Origin of the sequence: Xanthomonas hortorum pv. pelargonii (assembly GCF_024499015.1) — a bacterium.
Classification (GTDB): domain Bacteria; phylum Pseudomonadota; class Gammaproteobacteria; order Xanthomonadales; family Xanthomonadaceae; genus Xanthomonas; species Xanthomonas hortorum_B.
On the sequence record NZ_CP098604.1, the window covers coordinates 366,549 to 391,475 of the forward strand.

The window sequence follows — 24,927 nt, forward strand, 5'->3', positions numbered from 1 at the left end:
CTCGCGCGGGGTGCACATGCCGTCGCGATGCGGCATCCATGCAGCGGGCCATCGGCAGCGCATGGGTAGGAGCGCACTTGTGCGCGATGAGGCTTCACTGGGAAAGCTTCATCGCGCGCCAGCGCGCTCCTACTGACGCGATGAGGCATCACTGGGAAAGCTCCGTCGCGCGCCAGTGCGCTCCTACCGAACGACCGTGCTTCAGCCTTCCTGTGCGACCAGCTCGGCCAGCTGCACGGCGTTGAGCGCGGCGCCCTTGCGGATGTTGTCCGAGACGATCCACAGATTCAGACCGCGCGGATGCGACAGGTCCTCACGGATACGTCCGACGAATACCGCGTCCTTGCCGGAGGCGTGCGTGACCGGGGTCGGATAGCCACCGGGCTTGTGCTCATCCACCACTTCGATGCCGGGCGATGATTCCAGCAGCGCGCGTGCTTGCTCGGCAGTGATCTTGTCGCGGGTTTCGATCGCCACCGCTTCGGAGTGACCGTAGAACACCGGGACACGCACCGCAGTGGGATTCACCATGATCGACTCGTCGCCCAGGATCTTGCGGGTCTCCCAGACCAGCTTCATCTCTTCCTTGGTGTAGCCGTTGTCCTGGAAGTCGTCGATGTGCGGGATCAGATTGAAGGCGATCTGCACCGGGAAACGCTGCGGTTCGATCTGCTGGAAGCCCAGCAGTTCGCTGGTCTGCTTGCCCAGTTCTTCCATCGCCGACCGCCCGCCACCGGAGACCGACTGGTAGGTCGCCACGTTGATGCGCTCGATGCCGTACTTGCGGTGGATCGGGCCCAGCGCGACCAGCATCTGCATGGTCGAGCAATTGGGGTTGGCGATGATGCCGCGCGGGCGCTGCTTGAGCGCTTCGGGATTAACCTCCGACACCACCAACGGCACATCGTCGTCGTAACGGAACGCGGAGGAATTATCGATCACCACCGCGCCGGCAGCGGCGAACTTGGGGCCGTATTCCTTGGACACGCTGCCGCCTGCAGAGAACAGTGCGATGTCCACGCCGGTGGGATCGAAGTCGGCCAGATCCAGCACATCGACCTTGCCGCCGTTGAACTCCACCTGCCCGCCGGCCGAGCGCGACGACGCCAGCGCATACAGGGTGGCGACCGGGAAATTGCGCTCGGCCAGGATGCTCAGCATGGTCTCGCCGACAGCGCCGGTGGCGCCCACGACCGCGACGTTGAAACGACGGTTTTCGTTGCTCATGAGATTGTCTTTATCGAAAGAGGAAAGAGGGGAACGCGCTTGCGCAGTGGGTTCGGGGAACCTCCAAAGCTGGCCGCGGAGGTTCCCTATCGTTTGGTCGTGGTGGTTTTGGTCGCGCCGGCTTTGATCGCTTCGCCATCGCTCGCGCCCACGCGCGCGCCGCCCTGTTTGGCAGCGGCCACCGCATCGGCATTGAGTGCGCTTGGCGGATGGCCGGCATGCGGACCGTGGCCCAGCGCGGCAATCAGGTTGTCCACCGCCAGCTGCACCATGGCGCGGCGCGTGGCCAGGCTGGCACTGCCGATATGCGGAGTCAGCACCACGTTATGCAAAGCAAGCAGTTCCGGACGGACTACGGGCTCGCCTTCGTAGACATCCAGGCCGGCACCGGCCAGCCGCCCGTTGGCGAGCGCATCGGCCAACGCGATTTCATCGACCAGGCCACCGCGCGCGATGTTCACCAGCGTGGCGGTGGCGCGCATCTTGCCCAGCGCTGCGGCATCGATGATGTGGTGCGACCGCTTGGTGTACGGCAGCACCAGGACTAGGTGATCGGACTGCGCCAGCAAGGTGTCGAAATCCACATACTGCGCGCCAAGCGTTTGTTCGGTCTCGGCCGGCAACTGGCTACGGTTGTGATACAGCACGCGCATGCCGAAACCGTGCGCGCCGCGGCGGGCGATGCCCTGCCCGATCCGGCCCATGCCCAGAACACCAAGCGTGCTGCCGTGGATATCGGCGCCGAGCATGGTCTTGAACGACCACTGCCCCCACTGCCCATCGCGCAACCGGCGCTCGGATTCGGTGATGCGACGCGCGGTGGCCATCAGCAATGCAAAGCCGAGATCGGCAGTGGTTTCGGTCAGCACGTCCGGCGTATTGCTGGCCAGGATGCCGGCCGCACTCAGCGCGTCGAGATCCAGATTGTTGTAGCCCATACCGACATTGGCGATCGCGCGCAGCTGCGGTGCGGAGGCGATTTCCGCCGCACCGATACGCTCGTTGAGGGTAATCAACGCACCATCCAGCGATGCCAGCTGCGCAGCCAGATCGGCCGGCGAATAGGCAGTGACGCGCTCGGTGGTGATCAGCTCGAAATGCTCGCCCAACTGCGCGACGACATCGTCGAACAGGGGCTGGCTGACCCACACCTTGGCGCGCCGCGACTCAGACATCGAGTTGACCGGGAATCCGTGGCGACACCTCACCCACATCGCCGCACTGGGCGCGATGACGCAATGCCTGATCCATCAACACCAAGGCCATCATCGCCTCGGCGATCGGGGTGGCGCGAATGCCTACACAGGGGTCATGGCGACCGGTGGTGATCACATCCACCACGGCGCCCTCGGCATCCACCGTCGCGCCGGGCAGGCGCAGGCTCGAGGTCGGCTTGAGCACCATCGAGGCGGTGATCGCCTGGCCGGTGGAAATGCCGCCCAGGATGCCGCCGGCATGGTTGCTGAGAAAGCCTTCCGGGGTGATCAGGTCGCGGTGTTCGGTGCCCTTTTGCGCGGCGCTGGCAAAGCCGTCGCCGATCTCCACGCCCTTGACCGCATTGATGCTCATCAGCGCAGCAGCCAGTTCGGCATCGAGCTTGCCGTAGATCGGCTCGCCCCAACCCGGCGGCACGCCGCCGGCCACCACGTCCACGCGCGCGCCGACCGAATCGCCGGATTTGCGCAGCGCATCCATATAGGTTTCCAACTCCGGCACCTGCTCGGCATGCGGCCAGAAGAACGGATTGTCTTCGACCGCATTCCAGTCGAAACCGGTCGGACGGATCTCGCCCAACTGCGATAAAAAGCCGCGCACCAGCACGCCGTAGCGCTGCTTGAGCCATTTTTTGGCGATCACCCCGGCGGCCACGCGCATGGTGGTCTCGCGCGCGGACGAACGCCCGCCGCCACGCGGGTCACGGATGCCGTACTTCTGCCAATAGGTGTAATCCGCATGCCCGGGGCGAAACTGCTGGGCGATGTTGCTGTAGTCCTTGCTGCGCTGATCGGTGTTGCGGATCAGCAAGCCGATCGGCGTGCCGGTGGTGCGGCCTTCGTAAACGCCGGACAGGATCTCGATCTCGTCGGCCTCGCGGCGGGCCGAGGTGTGCCGGCTCTTGCCGCTGGCACGGCGCTGCAGATCGTGGGTGAATTCTTCCGGCGCGATCTCCAGGCCCGGAGGGCAGCCGTCGATGACGCAGCCGATCGCCGGCCCATGCGATTCGCCGAAGGTACTGACCGTCAACAAGCGACCAAAACTGTTACTGCCCATGACGGCATCCTCTCAACAATGCAGCAGGTGGCGTGGCGCGCAAGATGCGCGGCAGATGACGTGCCGCCACCAGCATCGGCGCCACTGCCAACAAACCGCTGAACACCAGCACAAACACATCCAGCTCGTCACGCCCGCTAAGCAGCCAATCGGCAAGCAGGTACAGCGCAACGCCGATTCCGACCAGCAGGCCGAGTGCCACGATCAGCGTGCGGCGCCGATGCGCGCGCAAGGCCGCATCCGAACTGACAACGACGATCCAGGCCGAAACAAGGCCGAAAAACGCCATCAGGCCAAAACCAATCTCCGCCGCCGCGCTCAACCAGCGCTGTGGCGAGGGGCTGCCGTACATCGGGTCGAACAAGCGGTACACCACGTCGAGCAAGCCGAGCGGAATGCCCACACCGAAGATGGACACCGGCACCAGCAACAGGAGATCGCTCAGCTGCGGCCGCGGTGTGGACGACTCAGCGCGCACTGGCCAACTCGGTGATGCGTGCGCCGTGGGCGATCAATTCGCGGCATTCCACCGCAAAGATACCCATCTGCCCGACCTTGAATTCGACCCAGGCGAAATCCACTTCCGGCAGCAGCTTGATCAGATGCTGCTCGGACTCGCCCACTTCGCAGATCAGCAAGCCGTCTTCGCTGAGGTGCTGCGGCGCATCGCGCAGGATCTTCAGCACCAGGTCCAGGCCATCGTCGCCCGCACGCAGGCCCAATTCCGGCTCGTAGGAATACTCCTGCGGCAGCGCATCGGTCTCGTCGTTGGTGACGTACGGCGGATTGGTCACGATCAGGTCGTACTGGCGCCCGCCCAGCCCAGTGAACAGGTCCGACTTGAGCAAAGTGACGTTGTCGGCATGCAGGCGCGCCTTGTTTTCGGCCGCCAGTGCCAGCGCGTCGTCGCTGATGTCCACGCCGTCCACGTCCCACTGCGGGTTGTAGTGGCCCATGGCGATCGCGATACAGCCCGAGCCAGTGCACAGGTCCAGCGCACGGGTGACTTCGCGACCGCCCAGCCAGGGCTCGAAGCCGGCTTCGATCAGCTCGGCGATCGGCGAGCGCGGCACCAATGCGCGCGCATCGCTCTTGAAACTCAGGCCGGCAAACCAGGCCTCGCCAGTCAGATACGCCGCCGGCACGCGCTCGCTGATGCGGCGCTCGAACAAGCCCAGTACCTGCTCTTTTTCCGAGCGCAGCAGACGCGCCTGGCCATAGGCCGGACCCAGATCGTGCGGCAGATGCAGGCTGTGCAGCACCAGCTGGGTGGCCTCGTCCAGCGCGTTGTCGTAGCTGTGGCCGAAGGTCAGACCGGCTGCATTGAAACGGCTGGTGCCGTAGCGGATCAGGTCGATGATGGTGTGCAGTTCGTCGGCCGCGGCGGCAGTCATGGCAACAACTAAAGAGGAATCGGCCCACGATTATAGAGGTCGGATCGGTATCATGAGCGTCCGTTGCAGTGGAAACCGCCATGTTCAATCGCAATACCGGCATCGTGCTGCTGGTGGCGCTGGCCGCCGGCCTGGGGCTGTTGCTGGGCCAGAAGTTCCTCGGCGCCGCGCCCAGCTCGCCGTGGCCGCCCACCAAGACCATCACGTTTTATCCGCAGCCACGCACCCTGCCGCAGTTCAGCCTGCGCCAGTCCGATGGTACCCAGCTGGTGCCCGGTGAGTTGAAGGGACATTGGACGCTGGTGTTCCTCGGCTTCACCTTCTGCCCGGACGTCTGCCCCACCACCTTGACCGATCTGGCGGTGGCACAGCAGCAGTGGGCAAGCATTCCGGATGGCCTGCGCCCGCGCGTGCTGTTCGTCTCGGTAGACCCGCAGCGCGATCCGCCCGCTCGCCTGGGCGAATACGCGCATGCCTTCCACAAAGACACGCTGGCGGCCACCGCCGATGTGCCGTCGCTGGAGCGCTTCGCCACCGCGCTGGGCTTCGTGTTTCAGAAGGTGCCGGGCAAGGGCTTCGCGCAGAATCCCAACGACTACAGCATGGATCACTCGGCCGGCATCGCCGTGCTCGACCCGCAAGGCCGCCTGGCCGGCTTGATCCGTCCCCCGCTCGACCCCAAGGCGATCGCCGCCGACCTCCAACAGCTGACCAAGGTAACCGCTCCGTGAGTCTCGTCACTTCCCTGACCTACGTGCTGCCGCACCGGCTGTTGTCCTCGATGGCGCGCGCACTGGCCTATTCCGATACGCCGTCCACCAAGCAATGGTTGATCGACACGGTGACGCGCAAGTTCGGCGTAGACCTGAGCGAGGCACTGGAGCCCGACCCGCGCGCCTACCCCACCTTCAATGCGTTCTTCACCCGCGCCTTGAAGGCGGGCGCACGCGTGCCCGATGCCGACCTCGCAGCCGTGCTGATGCCGGCCGATGGCCGTATCAGCCAGCTCGGCCCGATCGAGAACGGCCGAATTTTCCAGGCCAAGGGGCAGTCGTTTACCGCTGCCGAACTGCTTGGCGACGCGGAAGCGGCACTGCCGTTCAACGATGGCCTGTTCGCAACCGTCTATCTCTCGCCCAAGGACTACCACCGCGTGCATATGCCATGGACCGGCACCTTGCGCGAAACCGTGCACGTGCCCGGCCGCTTGTTCAGCGTGGGCCCGGATGCGGTACGCAACGTGCCGCGCCTGTTCGCCCGCAACGAGCGCCTGGTGTGCCACTTCGACACCGACTTCGGCCCGATGGCCTCGGTGATGGTGGGCGCGCTGCTGGTATCGGGCGTGGAGACGGTGTGGAGCGGCGTGGAGATTCCGCGCTATGGCGATCGCATCACGCGCAAGGATTACTGCGGCAAGGGAATCGTATTGGAGCGTTTTGCGGAGATGGCGCGCTTCAATTACGGCTCGACCGTCATTGTCTTGCTCCCGCCAGGCGTTGCAAAACTCGACGGCGCACTTGCTGCAGAGACATCGGTGCGGCTAGGCCAGACACTCGCACGTCGCCAGGTGAGCTGATCACAGCGGCGCGCCGACGATCCCGGCTTCACACCCAACGCGGCGATCAGCAAATGCGGCTAGCGATGCCGTTGTAGGAGCGGGCTTGGCCGCGATGAGGCGTTCTCGATGACGTTTCGTGCACAGGCGCGTTTCGCACTCCCAGCCTCCGATTTAGCGCGCTCTCGCCCGCCGCGGAGCTACCGGGACGGCTTCATCGCGGCCGGGGCCGCTCCTACAGGAGCGAGGCCAGCGCGCGACTCGCCGACGCGATACCGCCCGCACTCCAGATGCAGCGATCAGCAAATGCGGCTAGCGATGCCGTTGTAGGAGCGGGCTTGGCCGCGATGAGGCGTTCTCGATGGCGTTTCGTGCGCATGCGCGTTTCGCACTCCCAGCCTCCGATTTAGCGCGCGCCCACCCACCCTAGAGCTACCGGGACGGCTTCATCGCGGCCGGGGCCGCTCCTACAGGAGCCAGGTCCAGCGCGCGACTCGCCGACGCGATACCGCCCGCGCTGGTCAGCGATCGCAGCCAGCCAGCTTGATGCTCTGCCCCGGCTTGAGCGCGTACGACGGCGCCTTCAGCCCATTGGCCTTGGCAAGCGTCTTGATCTCGCACTGGTACTTATTCGCCACGCGGCCGAGCGTGTCGCCCTTGGCGACGGTGTAGCTGCGCGCCTGCTTGGCCTTTGGCTTGGCGACGACCGGCTGGCCGGTGGCCACGGTGGTCGGCACGCCCGCCATCGGGCTGACATCGCCCACTGCCACGCTGGGCACGTACTCGGGGGCGCTGCTGCTGCGCACGATCGCGCTGTTGAGATCGGCAGTGATCAGCGTGCGCGCCAGGTCCGCACGCGGGCCGCTGACGCAGTAGCGCGTGTACAGGCTGGCGATGCGGTTGGTGGCATTGATGACGGTGCCGGCCGGAATCCAGCCATCGGATTCATAGCGCGGGTTGAGGTTGCGCAGCGCGCGCATGTAGCCGTCGCGCGTACCCATGCTGCCCAGGCAAATGGTGAGCTCGTAGATGGTCGTCGACTTGGCCAGCTTGAGCGTGGCCGGCTGCGCATCGAGCTTGGCGAAGTCCACGCCGTACTGGCGCGGGTGCAGGAAGATCCAGGCCGCGGCGATCACCATCGGCACGTAGTCCTTGGTTTCGGCAGGAAACTGGTTGTACACGTCCTGCTCCCAGAACCCGCGCCCGCCGCTCTGCGAGAACACGCGCGCCGCACGGCCTTCGCCACCGTTGTAGGCGGCCAGCGCCAGCTCGATGTTGCGGTTGAGCCCGGCCATGCGCTCGTTGAGATACGCGGCGCTGGCTTCGGCGGCGCTGCGTGCATCGAAACGCGTATCGAACCCGGTGCCGTCCGGGCCCAGCCCGAAACGACGCCCGGTAGCAGGCATGAACTGCATCAAGCCGGCAGCGCCGGCACGCGAGCTGGCGTGCACCTTGCCATTGGATTCCTTGGCCATGATGCCGAACAGCAGCGCCTCGGGCAGGCCGCGCTTCTGCCACTCCGGCCACATCACCCCACGCAGGTTGCTGTAGTTCTCGTAGCTGGTCAGCAGCGCCGGGCGCATGTCGGTCAGCCAGCGGCGGATACCGGCCTGCACCGCCGGGTTGTACTGCACCATCTTGTCGAAATCGTGGCGCTGGTCGTTGAGCAGCGTGGCCGCACGTGCGGCTTCTGGCACGCCGTTGTTCGCCGGGCCCAGATGATCCGGGTCGGCTTGCAGCAAGCTGTCGTCGTCTTCCGGATCTTCGGCGGCCGGGGCCTCGGCGTCGGCGCGCGCCTTCAGCAGACGCTTGTAGGTGGCCAGTTGATTGGCGACCAGACAGCCACGCTGCTTGATGCAGGCGTCGATGACGTCCTCCATGTCCTCCAGCGCCGCGTCGCCTTCGGCACTGCCCTTGGGGTCGGAGTTATTGACCAGCACCAGCGCATCGCGATAACGCTTTTCGGCGGCGGCCATGCGGGTATCGAGCACGGCGGCTTTCTCCGTGTCGCGTTTGGAGATGGCATGGGCAGCGGGGACGACAGACATCAGCGCCACCAGTGCCAGAACCGGCCATGGGCGCAAAGCAAAATGAGCGAGCGGCATCGTAGGCAGTACAGCGGAAAGGCTGGCAGGGTAGCTGCCGGGGCGACACCGGGGCAAGGCAGCACCGCCGGCAGGGTCAGTGGGCCGTTAGATTGATCGATGGATTAGGTGGTTGGAATGGCTGCTGGCTGGTTCCCGTGATTCGCGCCCGTTGCTCCTGCGAGTTGCCCGGCGGCATGGCTCTTTGACGTCTCGCGCCGGCATGCGGACTCGCTGTGCCACCACGATGCCCCACCGGAATTGCCAGCGAGCATTGCCAGATAGAATCACATTTTCCCCACCGGATCTGCGCAATGGCCTCGTTCCTGCTCGGCAAAGGCGTCACCGACGACATCGCGGTGATGCTGGAAGGACGCTTCGGCAACCGTCATGGTTTGGTCGCCGGCGCCACCGGTACCGGCAAGACCGTCACCTTGATGACCCTGGCCGAAGGCTTCTCGCGGCTGGGCGTGCCGGTGTTCCTGGCCGACGTGAAAGGCGACGTGGCCGGTCTTGCAGTGGTAGGCGACGGCGCAGCCGGCGTGTTGCAGCGCGCCACGGAAGTGGGCATCACCGATTACGCGCCGGCCGCCAACCCGGTGGTGTTCTGGGATCTGTACGGCAAGCTCGGCCACCCGGTGCGCACCACCGTCAGCGAAATGGGCCCCACCCTGCTCGCGCGCATTCTGGAACTCAACGACACCCAGTCCGGTGTGCTGGATATCGTGTTCAAGCTGGCCGACGACCGTGGACTGCTGTTGCTGGATCTGGACGACCTACGCGCGCTGCTGGCGTTGGTGGTGGAAGAACGCAAGGAGCTGTCCACCAGTTACGGGCTGGTCTCCAGCCAATCGGTGGCCGCGATCCAGCGTTCCTTGCTGCGTCTGGCGCAGGACGGCGGCGAGCAGTTCTTTGGCGAACCCGCACTTGAGCTGGCCGAACTGATGCGCGTGGCGCCGGACGGCCGCGGCGTGATCGGCATACTGGCGGCCAACCAACTGGTGCTCAAGCCGAAGCTGTATTCCACCTTCTTGCTGTGGCTGCTGTCGGAACTGTTCGAGCATTTGCCCGAGGTGGGCGATCTGGAACAGCCCAAACTGGTGTTCGTCTTCGACGAAGCGCATCTGCTGTTCGACGACGCGCCCGCCGCGCTGGTGCAGCGTATCGAACAGGTGGTGCGGCTGATCCGCTCCAAAGGCGTGGGCGTGTACTTCTGCTCGCAGTTTCCCGACGATATTCCGGACAACATCCTCGGCCAGCTCGGCAATCGCGTGCAGCATGCGCTGCGCGCCTACACCCCGCGTGACCAGAAAGCGGTCAGGACCGCGGCGCAGACCTTCGTCGCCAATCCCAAGCTTGATGTCGCGACCGCGATCTCCAGCCTGGGCACCGGCGAGGCGCTGGTATCACCGCTGCAAGGCAAGGGCGTGCCCGCGCCGGTGCAGCAGACCCTGATTGCCCCACCGCGCTGCCGCATGGGCGCCATCAGCGAGACCGAACGCGCGCAGGTGCGTGCCGCCAGCCCGGTCGGCACCCGCTACGACGCCGCGATCAACCGAGAATCGGCCGCCGAACTGCTCGCGCGCCGCGTCGGACAGGTGGCCGAGCACAACGCCGCACCACCGGCGCGTACGCGCGAGGATGACGACGCGCAAGACAGCGGCTTCGGCAAGGCGGTCAAGGACGCCGTCTTCGGCACCAGCCGCCGCCAGGGCATGCTCGAAGCGATGGCCAAGCAGACCTCGCGCACGGTGGGCAACAAGATCGGCCAGCAGATCGTGCGCGGTATTTTCGGCAGTATTTTTGGTGGGAAGCGCCGAGTAGCCACGCACACAAAACGACAAGACAACACCAAATGAGCAAGGACGCAACAACACTGCTGTTCCGCTGTCTGACTGCAAGCACGGTTATTTGGGCGGCAACGGCCACTGCCCGGCAACCAGTTCCAACTGACACGTGGCCGCTACAACAGCAGCACCTGCTTACCGGCCGCTATACCGGCAAACTGCAGCCCTACACGCAAGACTGCCAAGCCGTCCGCGCCGATCTTGTTCTCCTCAAGACAGGAAAACCAAGCGACAACAGCCGACGCTACACATTGAAGACGACCTGCATCGCTGGCGCCGCGCGACATGCCGCACCCAAAACCATGGTCGGATCCTGGTGGGTTGACCAGATAGGCGGCAGCTGCCTAATGCTCAGCTTCGAAGACCCCAATGATCCGATGATCGGACCCAATATCTACGGGTTTCGCATCGAACAAGACACCGTCTCCGATCGCCATGCGCATCGCACCGACTACGCCCTGGCCCAGGATGGCCACAATTGCCACAGCGGCAATCCGCCAGAGGATCAGGACAAAGTGCTGCGACGTGTGCGCTGATCTTTGAGCATGGATTCATGATGCTGTGAGTTGCGCACCTTTGCACCCAGCACTACTCAAGAGCGGAACCTGCACTCGGCACGTTTTGCCACGCAAGCAACAAGAATCGCTTGCGTCGACGGCCGCAGAATTCAGGTCTGCGGCAGCGTCGTATCTGTGCGCAAGCGCATTGCATGCAAATAGCGACACGCTGAGGAACCGCCAAAGACAAACGTTCGCGCGGCGCACGAGATCGTGCTAAGCCAACACGCCATGCAACTTGGCGTATTGCAGCAACATGATGGTCTTGGCATCGGCGATGTCGCCTGAACCGATCATCGCCAGGGCTGTATCGAGCGGCAGTTCCAGCACCTCGATCTCTTCGCCGTCTTCTTCGAGTCCGCCGCCGTCACTGACCTTGTCGCCATCGAAGTATTCGCCGACGAAAAAGTACAGGCGCTCAGTGACTGAGCCAGGGCTCATGAACGCCTCGAATACCTTGCGCACGCTGTCGATCCGGTAGCCGGTCTCTTCTTCGGTTTCCTTGCGGATGCAGGTCAGCGCATCGTCCTGGTCGAGCAAGCCGGCGCAAGCTTCGATCAGCATGCCGTCCGTATTGCCGTTGAGCAGCGTGGGCAGGCGGAACTGGCGGGTCAGCATCACCGTCTGCTTGGCGCGACTGTAGAGCAGGATCGTAGCGCCATTGCCGCGATCGTAGGCCTCGCGCGACAGGGTCTGCCAGCGGCCGTCCTTGCGCTGAAAATCAAAGGTGACCTTGCGCAGCACATACCAGTTGTCCGACAGCACGTCGATGCTGCGAATGCGAACCTGCGGGTTGCCGGTGGCGGATGGATTCAAGCGACACTCCTTGTGATGCGAGCGACGGTAGTACCACGAACGTGGCGCGTCTGGTCGCTCGAAAGATCCGCAATGACTGCGGCGGGTCGACAGTCTACCGATGACCAAGATCCGGAGCATTACGTCATCTACTAAAGCACTGCACGTGTCGCATATCGATATGTAAAGGCCTGCATTGCGATCAGTACGTACTAGGCCAATGACTCCACGCTGCCGGTCATTCAGACCGCGACGCTGCACGGTCGACTGAAGCACGGAGCGCGTACGTCATCAGGATGACGAACCGCACGACCGCGACTTCGGCAACGTTCGCGTGACCGGCAATTTGTCGCGACCACATATCCATACGCAACGCCGGCATCGCTTTGCAAACCCTCTAATTGCCATCACTTGCTCCTCGAGCCAGACGCTTTCTTCGATAACGCACGGCTCATTGAAGCATCGATACCGACGCCCGATCTTGGGCAGTTCGTGTCGTTCCACATGCGGCTACGCGCCAAGCCACCACCCGCTGCCGTGCACCACCGGGCTCAACAGGCAGGCGCCGTTACATCCCAATTGCACGGCGACGCGCGCCACCGCACAATCCCTTCACATCACACGCCTGGGGAGCGTCATGGAAGACCGTTTTCGCGCACGCAAGGTTGCGGCGCAGGCCGCGCCGGCACCGTTCTGGACCCGCATTCCTGCCATCGCCACTTATCCGCTACGCGGCTCTGCGCTGTACGCGCTGATTGCGCTGACCCTGTGCAGCGCGCTGCTGGTGTTGCCAGGCATCCTGAGCCTGCTGATCGCCGGCGTGCTGGGCATGGCGACCTACACCTATGCCTTCGACATCCTGCGCCACAGCGCAGATGGGCAAGCCGACGCACCGCGACTCGGCTACAACGCGTTCGATAGCGCGGTACTCAGGCTGATCCTGCTGGCGCTTGTGCTGGGCATCGTCATTGGTGCGGCCGGCGTGCTGGCCGGCAAGCCCGGCTTGACCATCGCGTATCTGGTGGTCCAGCTATTGCTGCCCGGCATGATGATTGCGCTGGCCATCGACGGCAGCCTGCGCCGCGCACTCAACCCGGCAGTGTCGATCGACATGGCGCTGCGCATCGGCTGGCCGTACCTGGCCGCCTACGGCCTGCTGTATGTGATCCAGGGCAGCGGCACGGCAGCGGTGTTCATTGCGGTGAAATATCTGCCACCGGTCGTGCGCGAGGCGACCGTTGTGATTGCGTCGATCTGGAGCCTGTTCGCCAGCTTCCATCTGATGGGCTATCTGGTCTACCAGTACCACGAAGAACTCGGCTATGTGCCCAGCAGTGGCGCGGGAGTCGAGCGCGAAGATCCGGATCAACGCCTGCTAGACGAAGCAGAGCAGCACCTGCGCGACGGACATGCCGACGAAGCCTTTCAAGCGTTGCGTGGTGCAGTGCGCTCGCGTGCGGTGAGCCTTGCCGTGCATGAGCTGTATCAGCGTCTGCTGCGCCAACATCATCGCAACGACGAACTGCAGGAACACACGCGCCACTACATCAATCGCTTGCTGCAGGAAAAACAGGAGCGCCGCGCACTCGCCTTGCAGCGCGAAGCACTGGACAGCAATCCTGCATTTACACCGCTGACGCCTGAGCAAGCCACGCTGCTGGCCGAGCGCGCCAAGATGGCCGGGCAATTCCAGCTGGCGACCGACGGCCTGCTAGCAGCCATCGGCGCATGGCCGCGCGACGCGATGCTACCGGTGTGGTCGCTCGACGCAGGGTTGCTACTGGCCGAACGTTTCGGCCGCGATGACCAGGCGCGTGTAGTGCTGCAAAACGCCCTTGATCAGGGCGAAAACGATGCACTACGCGCGAAGCTGCAAGCCGCGCTGAAAGCGGTGGCGATTCAACCGGCTTGAGTGGCTGGCAAATTTTTTGACGGAGCTAATCGGATCTTCCGTCATCGGACAGTCTCGCGGCGTGTACTGCTCGCGACCATGCACGCCGAACATTTTGATTGGTCCTTGTCCGCTCACCGTCGCGGGACCTTACGCGGCATGGATGCCGCGTAAGAGCTTACAAGGACGTACTTACGGCGTGTCCTGCGATGGTGGGCGGGCAAGGGCCCTGCAGCAAACCCGCATCACCGAGGGCGCGGTGCCCTCACCGCTCGCGGGACACGCCGTGAATCCATCCCTGGAGGCTCGGTGGCGGCATCCATGCCGCCACACGGTCCCGCAATCGGCGAGGACACCGCACCAGAAAGTTAGTCGGCTGCTTTATTGAAAACATGCACACCGACCATCTTGACTGGTCCTTGCCCGCCCACCGTCGCGGGACCTTACGCGGCATGGATGCCGCGTAAGAGCCTACACGGACGTACTTGCGGCGTGTCCCGCGACGGTGGGCGGGCAAGGGCCCTGCAGCCAAACCGCAGATCACCCGCTCTGCAATCGATAGGCGCTAATGGTCGGTTTGTCACAGCAAGCCAGCAAACCGAACCGGCTCACCCATTGTCGAGCAGAAAGCGCGCCTTGTTGGCTTGGCCTTGCTCCGGAAACTGCTCCAGCACCAGCTGCAACAAGCGCGTACGTTGCGCGCCATCCTGCAGCTCGCCGTGGCGCAAGGCCAGTACGAACCAGTGCTGCGCCAACTCCGCGCTCGACGCACTGGGTTCGCATTCTTTCAACAGCCGCTCGGCGTCGGCCAGCAACCCATTGCGCATGCACGCACCGATCAAGGCCAGCCGTGCCGGCAGCGCGCAATCAATCTTGGCCTTGCTCAACTCGGCAGCGACCGCCAGCTGGATGCGCGTCTGCTCGGCGTGATGCGTCTGCAGCTGTAACAGCGTCTGCGCATGCCGCAAGCTGTCCTGGCGATGGCCTGCATTGCGCGCGGTGCGATAACGCGCCAGTGCCACCTCCAGATTGTGAGGCTGCTCGCAGGCCAACTCGGCTAATAGGCGCTCAGCCTCCACGTTTTCCATGCGCCCCAGATGCCGCTGCGCACGCTCCCAGCGATCGTCCACCAGCACGGCATCGCTCTCTTCCATGAAGGCGGGACGAGTGCGCCGCAGCAGCACCAGCAAGGCACCGAGCAGCGCGCCACTGACCAACCCGCCGGCATGCGCCTCGAAGGCGACCGCAGCATTGTCGCTCGACAACAGGCTGTACAGCTCCCAGCCCAACCATAGCGGCAACAACAGAATCGCAGGGCCACGCACGTAGTTGAACACCACGAAAAACCAGTAGAAAAACCGCACCTTGCGCCGCCCCCAGACCACGCAGAACGCGCCCATCAATGCGGCAATCGCACCCGACGCACCCAATCCACCGCCCGGCTCGCCCCAGCGCCACCACAGGCTGGCCGCGCTGGCGCCGAACCCGCCGAGCAGATACAGCAGCAGAAACCAGCCGCTGCCGATGGCCCCTTCCAGCAAGGTGCCCAGCGCCAGCAGAAACAGTATATTTCCGAGCAAATGATCGAAACTGCCATGCAGAAATATCGCCGTCAGCATCCGTGCTGGCGACCACTCCGAACTGCGCTGCAGATGGCGCAGCGTAAACACCTTGGAAAGGCGCGCATCGTAGGGCGCACGCAATGCGCGCCATTCGCGCAAACGTTCCTCGTCCTCGAAGAGCTTGCCGCTGCGCAGTGCCTGCGCGAATGCCACATCGTTTATCGTCAAATGCGCCAGATACGCAATGCGTTGGCGTGTGGGCACGCTGTCCAATTTGGCTTTGCGCGCGGCGCGGAGCTTGGCGTCGCCGGTTTGCTCCAGATAGCGCACATGGGCTTGCGCCTCCAACGCACCCAGCCCGGAATCGACGTAATAGCGCACCGCGTTTTCGACCAGCGCGTCGTCCTTGCGCTGATAGCCCAGGTAGACCACCGCATTGATCAGCACCAGCAGCAGCGTCACCCAGGGAATGTTCTGGCGCGACCAAGGTTTGTGCAGCGGCATCAGTAGCATGACGGCGTCCGTGTCCGAGAACGCAAAGCTTCGCTGTGCGGCGGCAGATGCGCAAGCAGGTCATGCGCGCTAGCATCGCGTCCCCGCCGACCGACACACCGCCCATGAGCCGCTGGCGCCCGCCTGCCGAAAAAAGCACCGCGCTGATCACGCCCGAAGGCCATGCCCGGCTCAAGGCCGAACTGGAAGATCTTTGGCGCGTGCGTCGGCCCGAAGTGGTGCGTGCGCTGGCTGCAGCTGCCGCCGAAGGCGACCGCTCGGAGAATGCCGAATACACCTATCGCAAGAAGCAGCTCGGCGAGATCGACCGACGCGTGCGTTACCTGAGCAAACGGCTGGAAGCGCTGCGCGTGGTGGATACCGCGCCGACCGATCCGCGCGCGGTGTTCTTCGGCGCGCAAGTCGAGCTGGAAGACGCCGACAGCGGCGACCTGCTGCACTACCGCATCGTCGGCCCGGACGAAACCGACGCCGGGCGCGGCTGGATCAGCATCGACTCGCCGCTGGCGCGCGCATTGCTGAAAAACGCGTGGATGACGAATTCGAAGCGCAGCTGCCGTCCGGCAAGCACACCTTCGTGGTGGTGTCGGTTGATTACGCCAGCCAGTAGCCGCGCGGAATTTGCTGACCTGTAGGAGCGCACTTGTGCGCGACAGGGCGCTATCGATAACGCCTCGTCGCGCACAAGTGCGCTCCTACGGACCGCGGTGTCCCGACACCTGACCGGTTACACCATCTGCAAATTCAACGACCGTCCTTGCTGAATCGGGGCATTGGCCGGCAACGCATCGCCGAACAAATCGTGCTCATCGCTGTCGGTGATCTCCACATCGACCAGATCGCCGATCTTCAATCCAAGCTCGCCGCCATTCTGGATATGCACCAGCCCATCGATTTCCGGTGCGTCCGCGCGCGAACGGGCCACGGCGATATCGTCTTCGATCACATCGACCAGGCATTGCTGCACGCTGCCGATCTTGGCTTCCAGCCGCGCGGCGGAAATCTCCGCCTGCCTGGCCATGAAACGCGCCAGCCGCTCCTGCTTGAGTTCTTCCGGCACCGGGTCCGGCAGCGCGTTGGCGCTGGCACCTTCCACTGGCGAGTACGCGAACGCGCCGACGCGATCGAGCTGCGCCTGGTCCAGGAAATCGAGCAAGGATTCGAACTCGGCATCGGTCTCGCCGGGGAAGCCGACGATGAAAGTGGAGCGCACCGTGATCTCCGGGCACATCGCCTTCCAGCGCTGCACGCGCTCCAGCGTCTTCTCCACCGCGCCCGGCCGCTTCATCAGCTTGAGGATGCGCGGGCTGGCGTGCTGGAACGGGATGTCCAGATACGGCAGCAGCTTGCCTTCGGCCATCAGCGGAATCACATCGTCCACGTGCGGGTACGGATAGACGTAATGCAGGCGCGTCCACACGCCCAGCTCCGACAAACCTTCGCATAGCGCCTTCATGCGGGTCTGATACATGCGGTCGCGCCACGGGCGCTCGGCGTACTTCAGGTCCACGCCATAGGCCGAGGTGTCCTGCGAGACCACCAGCAATTCCTTGACCCCGCCGCGCACCAGGCGCTCTGCTTCGCGCAGTACCTCATCGACCGGGCGCGAGGCCAGATCGCCGCGCATGGACGGAATGATGCAAAAGCTGCAACGGTGATTGCAGCCTTCGGAAATCTTCAAGTACGCGTAATGGCGCGGGGTCAGTTTGATGCCGTAGTCGGGCACCAGATCCACGAACGGGTCGTGGCGCGGCGGCAACGCGGCGTGCACCGCCTCCATCACGCTCTGGTAGTCCTGCGGGCCGGACACCGCCAGCACCTGCGGATAGGCCTCGCGGATCTGCTCCGGGCGCTTGCCCAGGCAGCCGGTGACGATCACCTTGCCGTTGGCGTTCATCGCCTCGCCGATCGCATCCAGCGACTCGGTCACCGCCGAATCGATGAAGCCGCACGTGTTGACCACTACCACGTCGGCGGCGTCGTAACTGGGCACGATGTCGTAGCCCTCCACCCGCAGCTGGGTGAGGATGCGTTCGGAATCGACGAGCGCCTTCGGGCAGCCAAGGCTGACGAAGCCGACTTTGGGGTTCAGCTGGGACATGGAAGCAGGAGCCTGGGGAACGGAGCGGCCTGGGGCCTGAGTGCGGCAATTATAGCGGCGTGCGGGGCAACGCTCTGAACCGCCGGGCCTCGCCAGCCCGGCCGGCTTTGCGAAACCCTCACTTTTCACGATGCCGGTCCGGTCGATAATGCGCGCCTCCCTCGCTGCACATCAGGAATTCTCATGGGTCACTGGACCACGCTCGACACCCCCGACGGCCAGGTCGCCGCCTGGCACGCCACTCCGACCACCAGCCCGCGCGGCGGTTTGGTGGTGATCCAGGAGATCTTCGGCGTTAACGAACATATCCGCGCGGTGGCCGATGATTACGCTGCACGCGGCTACGAAGTGCTGGCACCGGCCTTCTTCGATCTGGAAGAAAAAGACGTGCAGCTGCCCTACGACCAGGAAAGCCTGCAGCGCGGCCTGGCCCTGGCCAATGCGGTCGGCCTGGAGCGCGCGGTGGAGGTGGTCAAATCCGCCGCCACCCTGCTCAGCCGCGCCGGCAAGGTCGGCACCGTGGGCTATTGCTGGGGCGGCTCGGTGGCGCTGCTGTCGGCAATCCGCCTGGGCCTACCCTCGGTGAGCTACTACGGCGGCCGCAACACCCAGCTGCTGGACGAAACTCCGAAGGCGCCGGTGATGTTCCACTTCGGCGAGCGCGATACCAGCATTCCGCCCGAGGCGATCCAGGCCCACCGCGAGAAGCTGCCGCAGATGGAAACCTTCGTGTATCCGACCGGCCACGCCTTCAACCGCAGCATCGATCCCAACCACTACGACACCGACAGCGCCGAGCGCGCGTTGGAGCGCACTCTGGGCTTCTTCGAAGCGCATCTGGGATGAGCGGGACCGCAGCAAGCGAATCTGCCCCAAGCAGGTCAGGAACGAGCGGCTTCCAGCTCGATGCGCGTCTTGCGGCCGACAGCGTATTCGTCGCCGACGGACCGCTGTCGCAGGTGCGGCTGATGGACGACAGCCGCTTCCCGTGGATCGTGCTGGTGCCGCAGGTGGCCGATGTCAGCGAATGGATCGATCTGGAAGGTGGTCAGCAACGATTGTTGCTGGCCGAGATCAATCAGCTCTCGCAGCTGCTGCGCGTCGAGCCCGAGGTGTCCAAACTCAATATCGGCGCGCTGGGCAACATCGTGCGGCAGCTGCACGTGCATCTGGTCGGCCGGCACCCGGGCGATGCGGCCTGGCCTGGCCCGGTGTGGGGCAGCGGCAGCGCGCAACGTTTCGCGCCCGATGCGTTGCAACAGCGTGTCGCTGCGTGGGCGCAACGGCTACGATAGGCGCCCGTCTTTCAACCACCCTTCCGCATGAAATCCAATGTCGTCGCCGCGCTGATCCTGATCCTCGTCGGCCTGCTGTTTCTGGCCAATAACCTGGGCTGGACCAATGTCAGCCTTGGCCGGCTGATCGCCACGTGGTGGCCGGCGGCATTGGTCGCTTGCGGCGTTGGCATGCTGTTTGGGCGGGGAAAGTAGCTGGGATTTGGGAATGGGGTGAGCGGTCGATCAGCCCAGCGCGTCATCAGAGCGCCGAGATCCCTTCTCCCATCGGGAGAAGGTGCCCCGAAGGGGCGGATGAGGGGACGCGCGAAGCCTCATGCGCTAGCCAACTGCACCCGTATGAACCAGGGTTCCAGCATCCCTGAAAATGTCGACGACCTGATGGCTAGCGATCAACCGCAGGCGACATGGCCACAGCAGCCAGTCAGCGAGCCTTGCGGCCCTGCCAACATGACCTTTGTCATCCGCAATTGTTGACTTCCGGCACCTGATCGGCGCGCGCGTCGCGCGCAGCATGGCTCACACCTACCGAGGACATCGCCATGCGCTACCGCCTGATTCCTGCCCTGTTTCTGATCACGTTGGGCAGCTTATTCCTGCTGGATAACCTCGGGCTGGCCCGTTTCGATCTTGGCAACCTTGTGTCGACCTGGTGGCCGGCGTTGCTGATCGCCGCTGGCGTGCGCCAACTGCTGCGCTACTGGGAGCGCACGCGCGACCGCGACCTGCTGAGGCAAGGTCACGGCCGCACCACCCATCAGGTGCGCGGCAGGGTCACGCCGGTCTGGCCCTGATACTTGCCGCCGCGGTCCTTGTACGAGGTCTCGCAGACTTCGTCGGACTGGAAGAACAGCATCTGCGCCACGCCTTCGTTGGCGTAGATGCGCGCCGGCAGCGGCGTGGTGTTGCTGAATTCCAGGGTCACGTGGCCTTCCCACTCCGGCTCCAGCGGGGTCACGTTGACGATGATGCCGCAGCGGGCGTACGTGCTTTTGCCCAGGCACACCACCAGGGTGTCGCGCGGGATGCGGAAGTATTCCACCGTGCGCGCCAGTGCGAAGCTGTTCGGCGGGATGATGCAGACATCGGATTCGATATCGACAAAGCTGCCCGGATCGAAATGCTTCGGATCGACGATCGTCGAGTTGATGTTGGTGAAGATCTTGAACTCGCGCGAGCAGCGCACGTCGTAGCCGTAGCTGGAAGTGCCGAAACTGACGATGCGCTGGCCGGCGGCGTCGTGCTTGATCTGGCCGGGTTCGAACGGCTCGATCATCGCCTGCTGCTCGGCCATGCGCCTGATCCAGCGGTCGCTCTTGATGCTCATGTGATGTTCCTTGAAGACGGAAGGCGACGGGCCCAGCGGCCCGCGCGAAGACGGCGAATTCTAACAAGCGGCCGGCACTGCTGGCCGAGCCGCGCGCTACAGCAACGAGGCCGAAATCGGAATGCTGGCGCGCGGGCGCTTGCCCAGCTCCTCGGTCAGGCGCGCAGCGGCGGCCAGATAGGCCTTGGCTGCTGCCGACTCGGGCGCGGCAACGACAATCGGCTGGCCGGCATCGCCCTGCTCGCGGATCGCGATCTCCAACGGCAACGACCCCAGCAAGGGCACGCCGTACTGCGCCGCCATGCGCTCGCCGCCGCCTTCGCCGAACAGATGCTCACGGTGGCCGCAACTGGAACAGGTGTGCACTGCCATGTTCTCCACGATGCCAAGTACCGGCACCTCCACCTTTTCGAACATCTTCAAGGCCTTGCGCGCATCCAGCGTGGCGATGTCCTGCGGCGTGGTGACGATCACCGCGCCGGCCACCGGAATCTTCTGCGACAGCGTCAGCTGGATGTCGCCGGTGCCTGGCGGTAGGTCGATCAGCAGGTAGTCCAGGTCGTCCCACAGCGTGTCGTTGAACAGCTGGGTCAACGCCGAGGTCGCCATCGGCCCGCGCCAGATCATCGGCGTGTCCTGGTCGACCAGCAAGCCGATCGACATCGCCTCGATGCCGAACGCGCGCAGCGGCTCGATCGACTTGTTGTCCGGGCTGTCCGGCCGCCCGCTCAGGCCCAGCATCGCCGGCACGCTCGGTCCGTAGATGTCCGCGTCCAGCACACCGACGCGGGCGCCCTGCTGACGCAAGGCCAGCGCCAGATTCACAGCCGTGGTGGACTTGCCCACCCCGCCCTTGCCGGAGCCGACCGCGATCACATTGCGGATCCGCGGATGCGGCGCCAGCGCGCCCTGTACCGCATGCGCGGGGATTCTGCGCTCGCCGGTCATGCGCGGCACACCTGCGCGGGGGCGATGGTCACGCTCACAACACCTTCCAACATCGTCGTCATTGCCTACCTGAATTCGTCGTGGGCGCAGCGGCAGCGACGAAAAACGCCGCCGGGTACTGCGCCATGGAGGTGGTCAGTGTACCGGCTCGTCCAGACACATCCGCCCTGGCGACTTCGCTGAAGAAATTCACAAGCAGACACGAATGTGTCAAGCGAAGACATATTTCACAAATATAGACACATGATTAAGGAATTGTTACGTTCGGGATTAAGTTCAGCCGCCGCTCAGCGAGCACAGCTGTTTCGCCAACTCCCCGCGAGGAATCTGCAAGGTCATGTCGAGTCGTCTTCCGCAACACGCACAGCGTCATCGTTTGAGCACCGCATTATTCGCCGTGCTGGCCGCTTCTGCTGGCCATGCTGCCGCCCAATCAGAAAACGGTGTCGCGCCCGGCACCACCGATCTGGACAAGGTCACCGTCACCGGCTCGCGCATCGCGCGTACCGGCTTTGTGACGCCCTCGCCGGTCACCGCGATCAGCGCCGAAGAAATCCGCGCCACCGGCGCGACCACCATCAGCGACCTGATGGCACGCATGCCGGCGCTGGCGCCGAGCTACACGCTGGGCAATTCCACCCGCTTCATCGGCACCGCCGGTCTGGGCCTGCTCGACCTGCGCGGCATGGGCGTGGATCGCACCCTGGTGCTGGTCAACGGGCGTCGCCACGTGGGTTCCAGCCCGGGCTCGACCGCTGTGGACGTCAACACGATCCCGGTGGAATGGGTCGAACGTGTCGAAGTCATCACCGGTGGCGCCTCGGCCGTGTACGGCGCCGACGCAGTGGCCGGCGTGGTCAACTTCATCCTCAAGAAGAACTTCACCGGCTTCGAGACGCGCGCGCAGACCGGCCTGGCCGATGAGGGCAACTACAACCGCTCCTTTGCCAGCTTCTCGGCAGGCACCGACTTTGCGGAGGGCCGCGGCAACATCGCGGTGTCCGGCGAATACAGCAAGCAGGACCGCTTCGGCCGCGGCAACCGCGCCATCGGTCGCGAGTACCTGGTGTCGGTGCAGAACCCCAATTTCGATCCCACCCGCCCTCCGAGCGAGAGCAATCCGCAGAACGTACTCAGCGGCCCGGGCGGCAACCATTCCACGTCCTACGGTGGCACCTTCAACCTGGGCACGTTCGATTTCCGCAACCCGGCCAGCTACGGCAACCGCTACCTGTTCAACGACGACGGCAGCTTCCGCCGCAATCGCTACAACGGCACGGTAGTGAGCAACACCTCATGTGTGGACTGCGATTTCGCCGATCTGAACGCGGTGGCCGACCTGCAGCCCGGCTTCGATCGCAAGAGCGTCAACACCATGATCAACTTCGAGATCAGCGAGAACCATCGCCTGTTCTTCGAAGGCAAGTACAGCGAGACCGATTCGGAATTCTTCGGCCAGCCGGCGTTCGACAGTTCGCTGCGCGTGCGTCGCCAGAATCCGTATGTCAGCCCGGAACTCGGTGCGCTGATGGATTCGCGCGGTGCCACGCAGATCCTGATGAACCGCTTCAACGTCGATGCCGGCCGTCGCGGCGAAAATATCGAGCGCAAGACCTATCGCGCCGTGCTAGGTGCAGAAGGCAACTTCACCGACAACTGGACCTACGACGTGTCTGCCAACTATGGCAAGACCACCGTCGACCGCCTCAACCTCAACAACCGCATCAACGAGCGTTGGCAGGCCGGTATCGATGCCGCGCGCGATGCCAGCGGCAACATCGTCTGCCGCACCACGCTAGACCCGACCGCGATCAACCCCAACACCAACCGCGTGTATTCGGCGCTGGCACGCGAAGGCTGCGTGCCCTTCAGCGTGTTCGGCAATGGCGCGGTCACGCCGGAAGCCGCCGCATGGTTCAACACCACCGCGCGCGCGCAGGCCAAGATCCAGCAAACCGTGTTCAGCGCATCGGTAGCCAACAGCAACCTGCTGTCGCTGCCGGCCGGCGACATCGGTTTTGCCGGTGGCGTGGAATACCGCAAGGAGCAGAGCGAGGAAGTCACCGACCCGTTGGCAGCCTCGGGCGTGACCTTCCTCAACGCCATCCCCAACAACGGCGGCGAGTACACCGTCAAGGAAATCTTCGTCGAAAGCACCATTCCGTTGCTGGCCGGCCTGCCGGGCGTGGATCGACTGGCGCTGGATGTGGCAGGGCGCTATTCGGACTACAACAGCATCGGCTCGACCAAGACCTGGAACGTGGGCCTGGACTGGACCATCATCCCGTCGCTGCGTCTGCGCGGCACCGTGGCGCAAGCTGTGCGTGCACCCAGCATCGGCGAGCTATACGACTCGCAGAGTGAAAACTTCGCCACCATCGCCGACCCCTGCAACTACCTGCCGACCAATTCCAATCGTCCTGGTACCGCTGGCGACGTGGCATTGCGCCAGGCCAACTGCAGCGCGCTGGGCGTGCCGGTCGGTTGGATCGACACCTTTACATCGACCCGTCCCGGCGTGAGCGGGGGCAATCCGGAGTTGAAGCCGGAACGCGCGCGCAGTCTGTCGTATGGTCTGGTCTGGCAACCGGAGTTCTTCGAAGGCTTCGGCATGTCGATCGACTACTGGCGCATCGACTTGCAGGACGCAATCGGCACGGTGACTGCAGAGACCAACGCAACGCGCTGCGTGGACAATCCGGGCGGCATCGACAACAGCTTCTGCGGCTTCGTGCAGCGCGCCCCGCTGGGTGGATTCACCGACCCGCAGGGACGCATCTATCCCGAACACAGCATCATCGGCTGGCAGGCGCTCAACGAAAACCTGGCGCGCTCGCGGCGTGTGGGCGTGGACCTGGAAATGGACTACCGCTTCCAGATTGGCCAAGGCAATACGGTGCTGCGCTTTGTCGGCACGCGCCTGATCCAGTCGCGCGAATGGGTGTTCCAGGACTTTCCGGCCGAATACGACGAGTACGTGACCTACGTGACCGACCCGCGCTGGCGTGCGCAGTTCCAGACCAAGTACAACTGGAACGAATGGCGCGCCTCGTGGGACATGAACTACGTGGACGGCAATCTGCGCGTGACCCCGGAGAGCTACAACAGCAACCCGGGCTCGGCCAGCCCGATCAAGAACGGCTCGTACACGTACCACAACTTCCAGTTCGGCTACCAGTTCCCCGGCTCGAAGATCGACGTCTACCTGGGCATCGACAACGCCTTCGACAAGGACCCGCCGCGCAACTACTTCGGCTCGGACTTCAATTCTGCGCTGTATGACAACGTTAGGCGGTTCTTTTATCTGGGCACGACAGTCCGGTTCTGAGGCCTGTTGGCGATGCATCGAAAAGACCCCGTTTGACGGGGTCTTTTTGAATTCATGTTTCAGATGAAACCAGCCAGCAACACGCGACAATCAGTTACTGATATGGCGGCAAGGTAGTGTTCGGTTGAGCCGCTCGATGTCACGCCGCATCGCGCACTGACAAAAATGAATACTTGCGTGACCCAAGCTGGGCGGTATTCGCATGCCAGGCAATTTGTGCGCAGATCCGCAT

20 protein-coding genes and 2 pseudogenes are annotated in these 24,927 nt (G+C 64.1%); 11 read left to right on the forward strand and 11 right to left on the reverse strand.

Annotated elements, in window-relative coordinates; genetic code table 11:
- Positions 1–201 precede the first annotated feature (201 nt).
- The 5 genes from NDY25_RS01660 to prmB form a co-directional block, all read right to left on the reverse strand.
- Complete coding sequence (locus NDY25_RS01660; RefSeq protein ID WP_168957725.1) at positions 202–1,227, reverse strand: aspartate-semialdehyde dehydrogenase; 1,026 nt, start codon at positions 1,225–1,227, stop codon at positions 202–204.
- An 86-nt stretch (positions 1,228–1,313) separates the two neighbouring features.
- Positions 1,314–2,402 carry a 2-hydroxyacid dehydrogenase gene (locus NDY25_RS01665; RefSeq protein WP_256627728.1) on the reverse strand — a complete coding sequence of 363 codons (1,089 nt, stop codon included), beginning with the start codon at positions 2,400–2,402 and terminating at the stop codon, positions 1,314–1,316.
- Positions 2,395–3,498: a chorismate synthase gene (aroC, locus tag NDY25_RS01670; RefSeq protein ID WP_074057116.1), complete on the reverse strand. Its 1,104-nt coding sequence runs from the start codon at positions 3,496–3,498 to the stop codon at positions 2,395–2,397. Before aroC ends, NDY25_RS01665 begins: the two co-directional genes overlap by 8 nt.
- The gene (locus NDY25_RS01675; protein ID WP_168957727.1) at positions 3,488–3,976 is read right to left on the reverse strand and encodes a hypothetical protein; all 489 of its coding nucleotides are present in this window, start codon (positions 3,974–3,976) and stop codon (positions 3,488–3,490) included. The genes aroC and NDY25_RS01675 overlap by 11 nt, the downstream gene beginning before the upstream one ends.
- On the reverse strand, positions 3,966–4,892 hold the full coding sequence (gene prmB / locus NDY25_RS01680) for a 50S ribosomal protein L3 N(5)-glutamine methyltransferase (RefSeq protein WP_168957728.1): 927 nt from the start codon (positions 4,890–4,892) through the stop codon (positions 3,966–3,968). Before prmB ends, NDY25_RS01675 begins: the two co-directional genes overlap by 11 nt.
- Positions 4,893–4,972: 80 nt before the next feature.
- Between prmB and NDY25_RS01685 the strand changes: the two genes are divergently transcribed.
- Both NDY25_RS01685 and asd read left to right on the forward strand, forming a co-directional pair.
- On the forward strand, positions 4,973–5,623 hold the full coding sequence (locus NDY25_RS01685) for an SCO family protein (RefSeq protein ID WP_104551453.1): 651 nt from the start codon (positions 4,973–4,975) through the stop codon (positions 5,621–5,623).
- Positions 5,620–6,468, forward strand: a complete 849-nt coding sequence (gene asd / locus NDY25_RS01690) for an archaetidylserine decarboxylase (protein WP_256627729.1) — start codon at positions 5,620–5,622, stop codon at positions 6,466–6,468. Before NDY25_RS01685 ends, asd begins: the two co-directional genes overlap by 4 nt.
- A 500-nt stretch (positions 6,469–6,968) precedes the next feature.
- Here the strand turns inward: asd and NDY25_RS01695 are convergent, their stop codons facing one another.
- A complete protein-coding gene (locus NDY25_RS01695; protein ID WP_256627730.1) occupies positions 6,969–8,552 on the reverse strand; it encodes a transglycosylase SLT domain-containing protein in 1,584 nt (527 codons plus the stop codon).
- 293 nt (positions 8,553–8,845) lie between these two features.
- Here NDY25_RS01695 and NDY25_RS01700 point away from each other — a divergent pair, with 293 nt between their 5' ends.
- Positions 8,846–10,390: a helicase HerA-like domain-containing protein gene (locus NDY25_RS01700; protein ID WP_168957731.1), complete on the forward strand. Its 1,545-nt coding sequence runs from the start codon at positions 8,846–8,848 to the stop codon at positions 10,388–10,390.
- Entirely contained in the window at positions 10,387–10,914 is a 528-nt protein-coding gene (locus tag NDY25_RS01705; RefSeq protein WP_115040462.1) for a hypothetical protein, read from the forward strand. Before NDY25_RS01700 ends, NDY25_RS01705 begins: the two co-directional genes overlap by 4 nt.
- Before the next feature lie 237 nt (positions 10,915–11,151).
- On the opposite strand, the gene nudK is transcribed toward NDY25_RS01705, so the two are convergent.
- Entirely contained in the window at positions 11,152–11,751 is a 600-nt protein-coding gene (gene nudK / locus NDY25_RS01710) for a GDP-mannose pyrophosphatase NudK (protein ID WP_168957732.1), read from the reverse strand.
- Positions 11,752–12,367: 616 nt separating this feature from the next.
- On the opposite strand from nudK, the gene NDY25_RS01715 reads away from it, so the two are divergent.
- On the forward strand, positions 12,368–13,642 hold the full coding sequence (locus tag NDY25_RS01715; protein ID WP_168957733.1) for a hypothetical protein: 1,275 nt from the start codon (positions 12,368–12,370) through the stop codon (positions 13,640–13,642).
- A 587-nt stretch (positions 13,643–14,229) separates the two neighbouring features.
- Here the strand turns inward: NDY25_RS01715 and NDY25_RS01720 are convergent.
- On the reverse strand, positions 14,230–15,696 hold the full coding sequence (locus NDY25_RS01720; RefSeq protein ID WP_168957734.1) for a rhomboid family intramembrane serine protease: 1,467 nt from the start codon (positions 15,694–15,696) through the stop codon (positions 14,230–14,232).
- A 104-nt stretch (positions 15,697–15,800) separates the two neighbouring features.
- On the opposite strand from NDY25_RS01720, the pseudogene greB reads away from it, so the two are divergent.
- Positions 15,801–16,306 (forward strand): annotated as a pseudogene (gene greB, locus NDY25_RS01725) (transcription elongation factor GreB).
- A gap of 117 nt (positions 16,307–16,423) precedes the next feature.
- Here the strand turns inward: greB and rimO are convergent.
- On the reverse strand, positions 16,424–17,797 hold the full coding sequence (rimO, locus tag NDY25_RS01730) for a 30S ribosomal protein S12 methylthiotransferase RimO (protein WP_168957736.1): 1,374 nt from the start codon (positions 17,795–17,797) through the stop codon (positions 16,424–16,426).
- Positions 17,798–17,980: 183 nt separating this feature from the next.
- Between rimO and NDY25_RS01735 the strand changes: the two genes are divergently transcribed.
- The 4 genes and pseudogenes from NDY25_RS01735 to NDY25_RS01750 form a co-directional block, all read left to right on the forward strand.
- Entirely contained in the window at positions 17,981–18,643 is a 663-nt protein-coding gene (locus NDY25_RS01735) for a dienelactone hydrolase family protein (RefSeq protein WP_168957737.1), read from the forward strand.
- A complete protein-coding gene (locus NDY25_RS01740; RefSeq protein ID WP_168957738.1) occupies positions 18,640–19,092 on the forward strand; it encodes an HIT domain-containing protein in 453 nt (150 codons plus the stop codon). Before NDY25_RS01735 ends, NDY25_RS01740 begins: the two co-directional genes overlap by 4 nt.
- Positions 19,093–19,119: 27 nt before the next feature.
- Positions 19,120–19,287, forward strand: a complete 168-nt coding sequence (locus NDY25_RS01745) for a LiaI-LiaF-like domain-containing protein (protein ID WP_006452352.1) — start codon at positions 19,120–19,122, stop codon at positions 19,285–19,287.
- A gap of 347 nt (positions 19,288–19,634) precedes the next feature.
- Positions 19,635–19,802, forward strand: a pseudogene (locus tag NDY25_RS01750) (LiaI-LiaF-like domain-containing protein); the annotation flags it as partial.
- Between the two features lie 47 nt (positions 19,803–19,849).
- On the opposite strand, the gene dcd reads toward NDY25_RS01750, so the two are convergent.
- Both dcd and apbC read right to left on the reverse strand, forming a co-directional pair.
- Entirely contained in the window at positions 19,850–20,419 is a 570-nt protein-coding gene (gene dcd / locus NDY25_RS01755) for a dCTP deaminase (protein WP_006452354.1), read from the reverse strand.
- A 96-nt stretch (positions 20,420–20,515) separates the two neighbouring features.
- Complete coding sequence (gene apbC, locus NDY25_RS01760) at positions 20,516–21,367, reverse strand: iron-sulfur cluster carrier protein ApbC (protein ID WP_055827655.1); 852 nt, start codon at positions 21,365–21,367, stop codon at positions 20,516–20,518.
- Between the two features lie 337 nt (positions 21,368–21,704).
- On the opposite strand from apbC, the gene NDY25_RS01765 reads away from it, so the two are divergent.
- On the forward strand, positions 21,705–24,695 hold the full coding sequence (locus tag NDY25_RS01765) for a TonB-dependent receptor plug domain-containing protein (protein ID WP_256627731.1): 2,991 nt from the start codon (positions 21,705–21,707) through the stop codon (positions 24,693–24,695).
- Positions 24,696–24,927 lie beyond the last annotated feature (232 nt).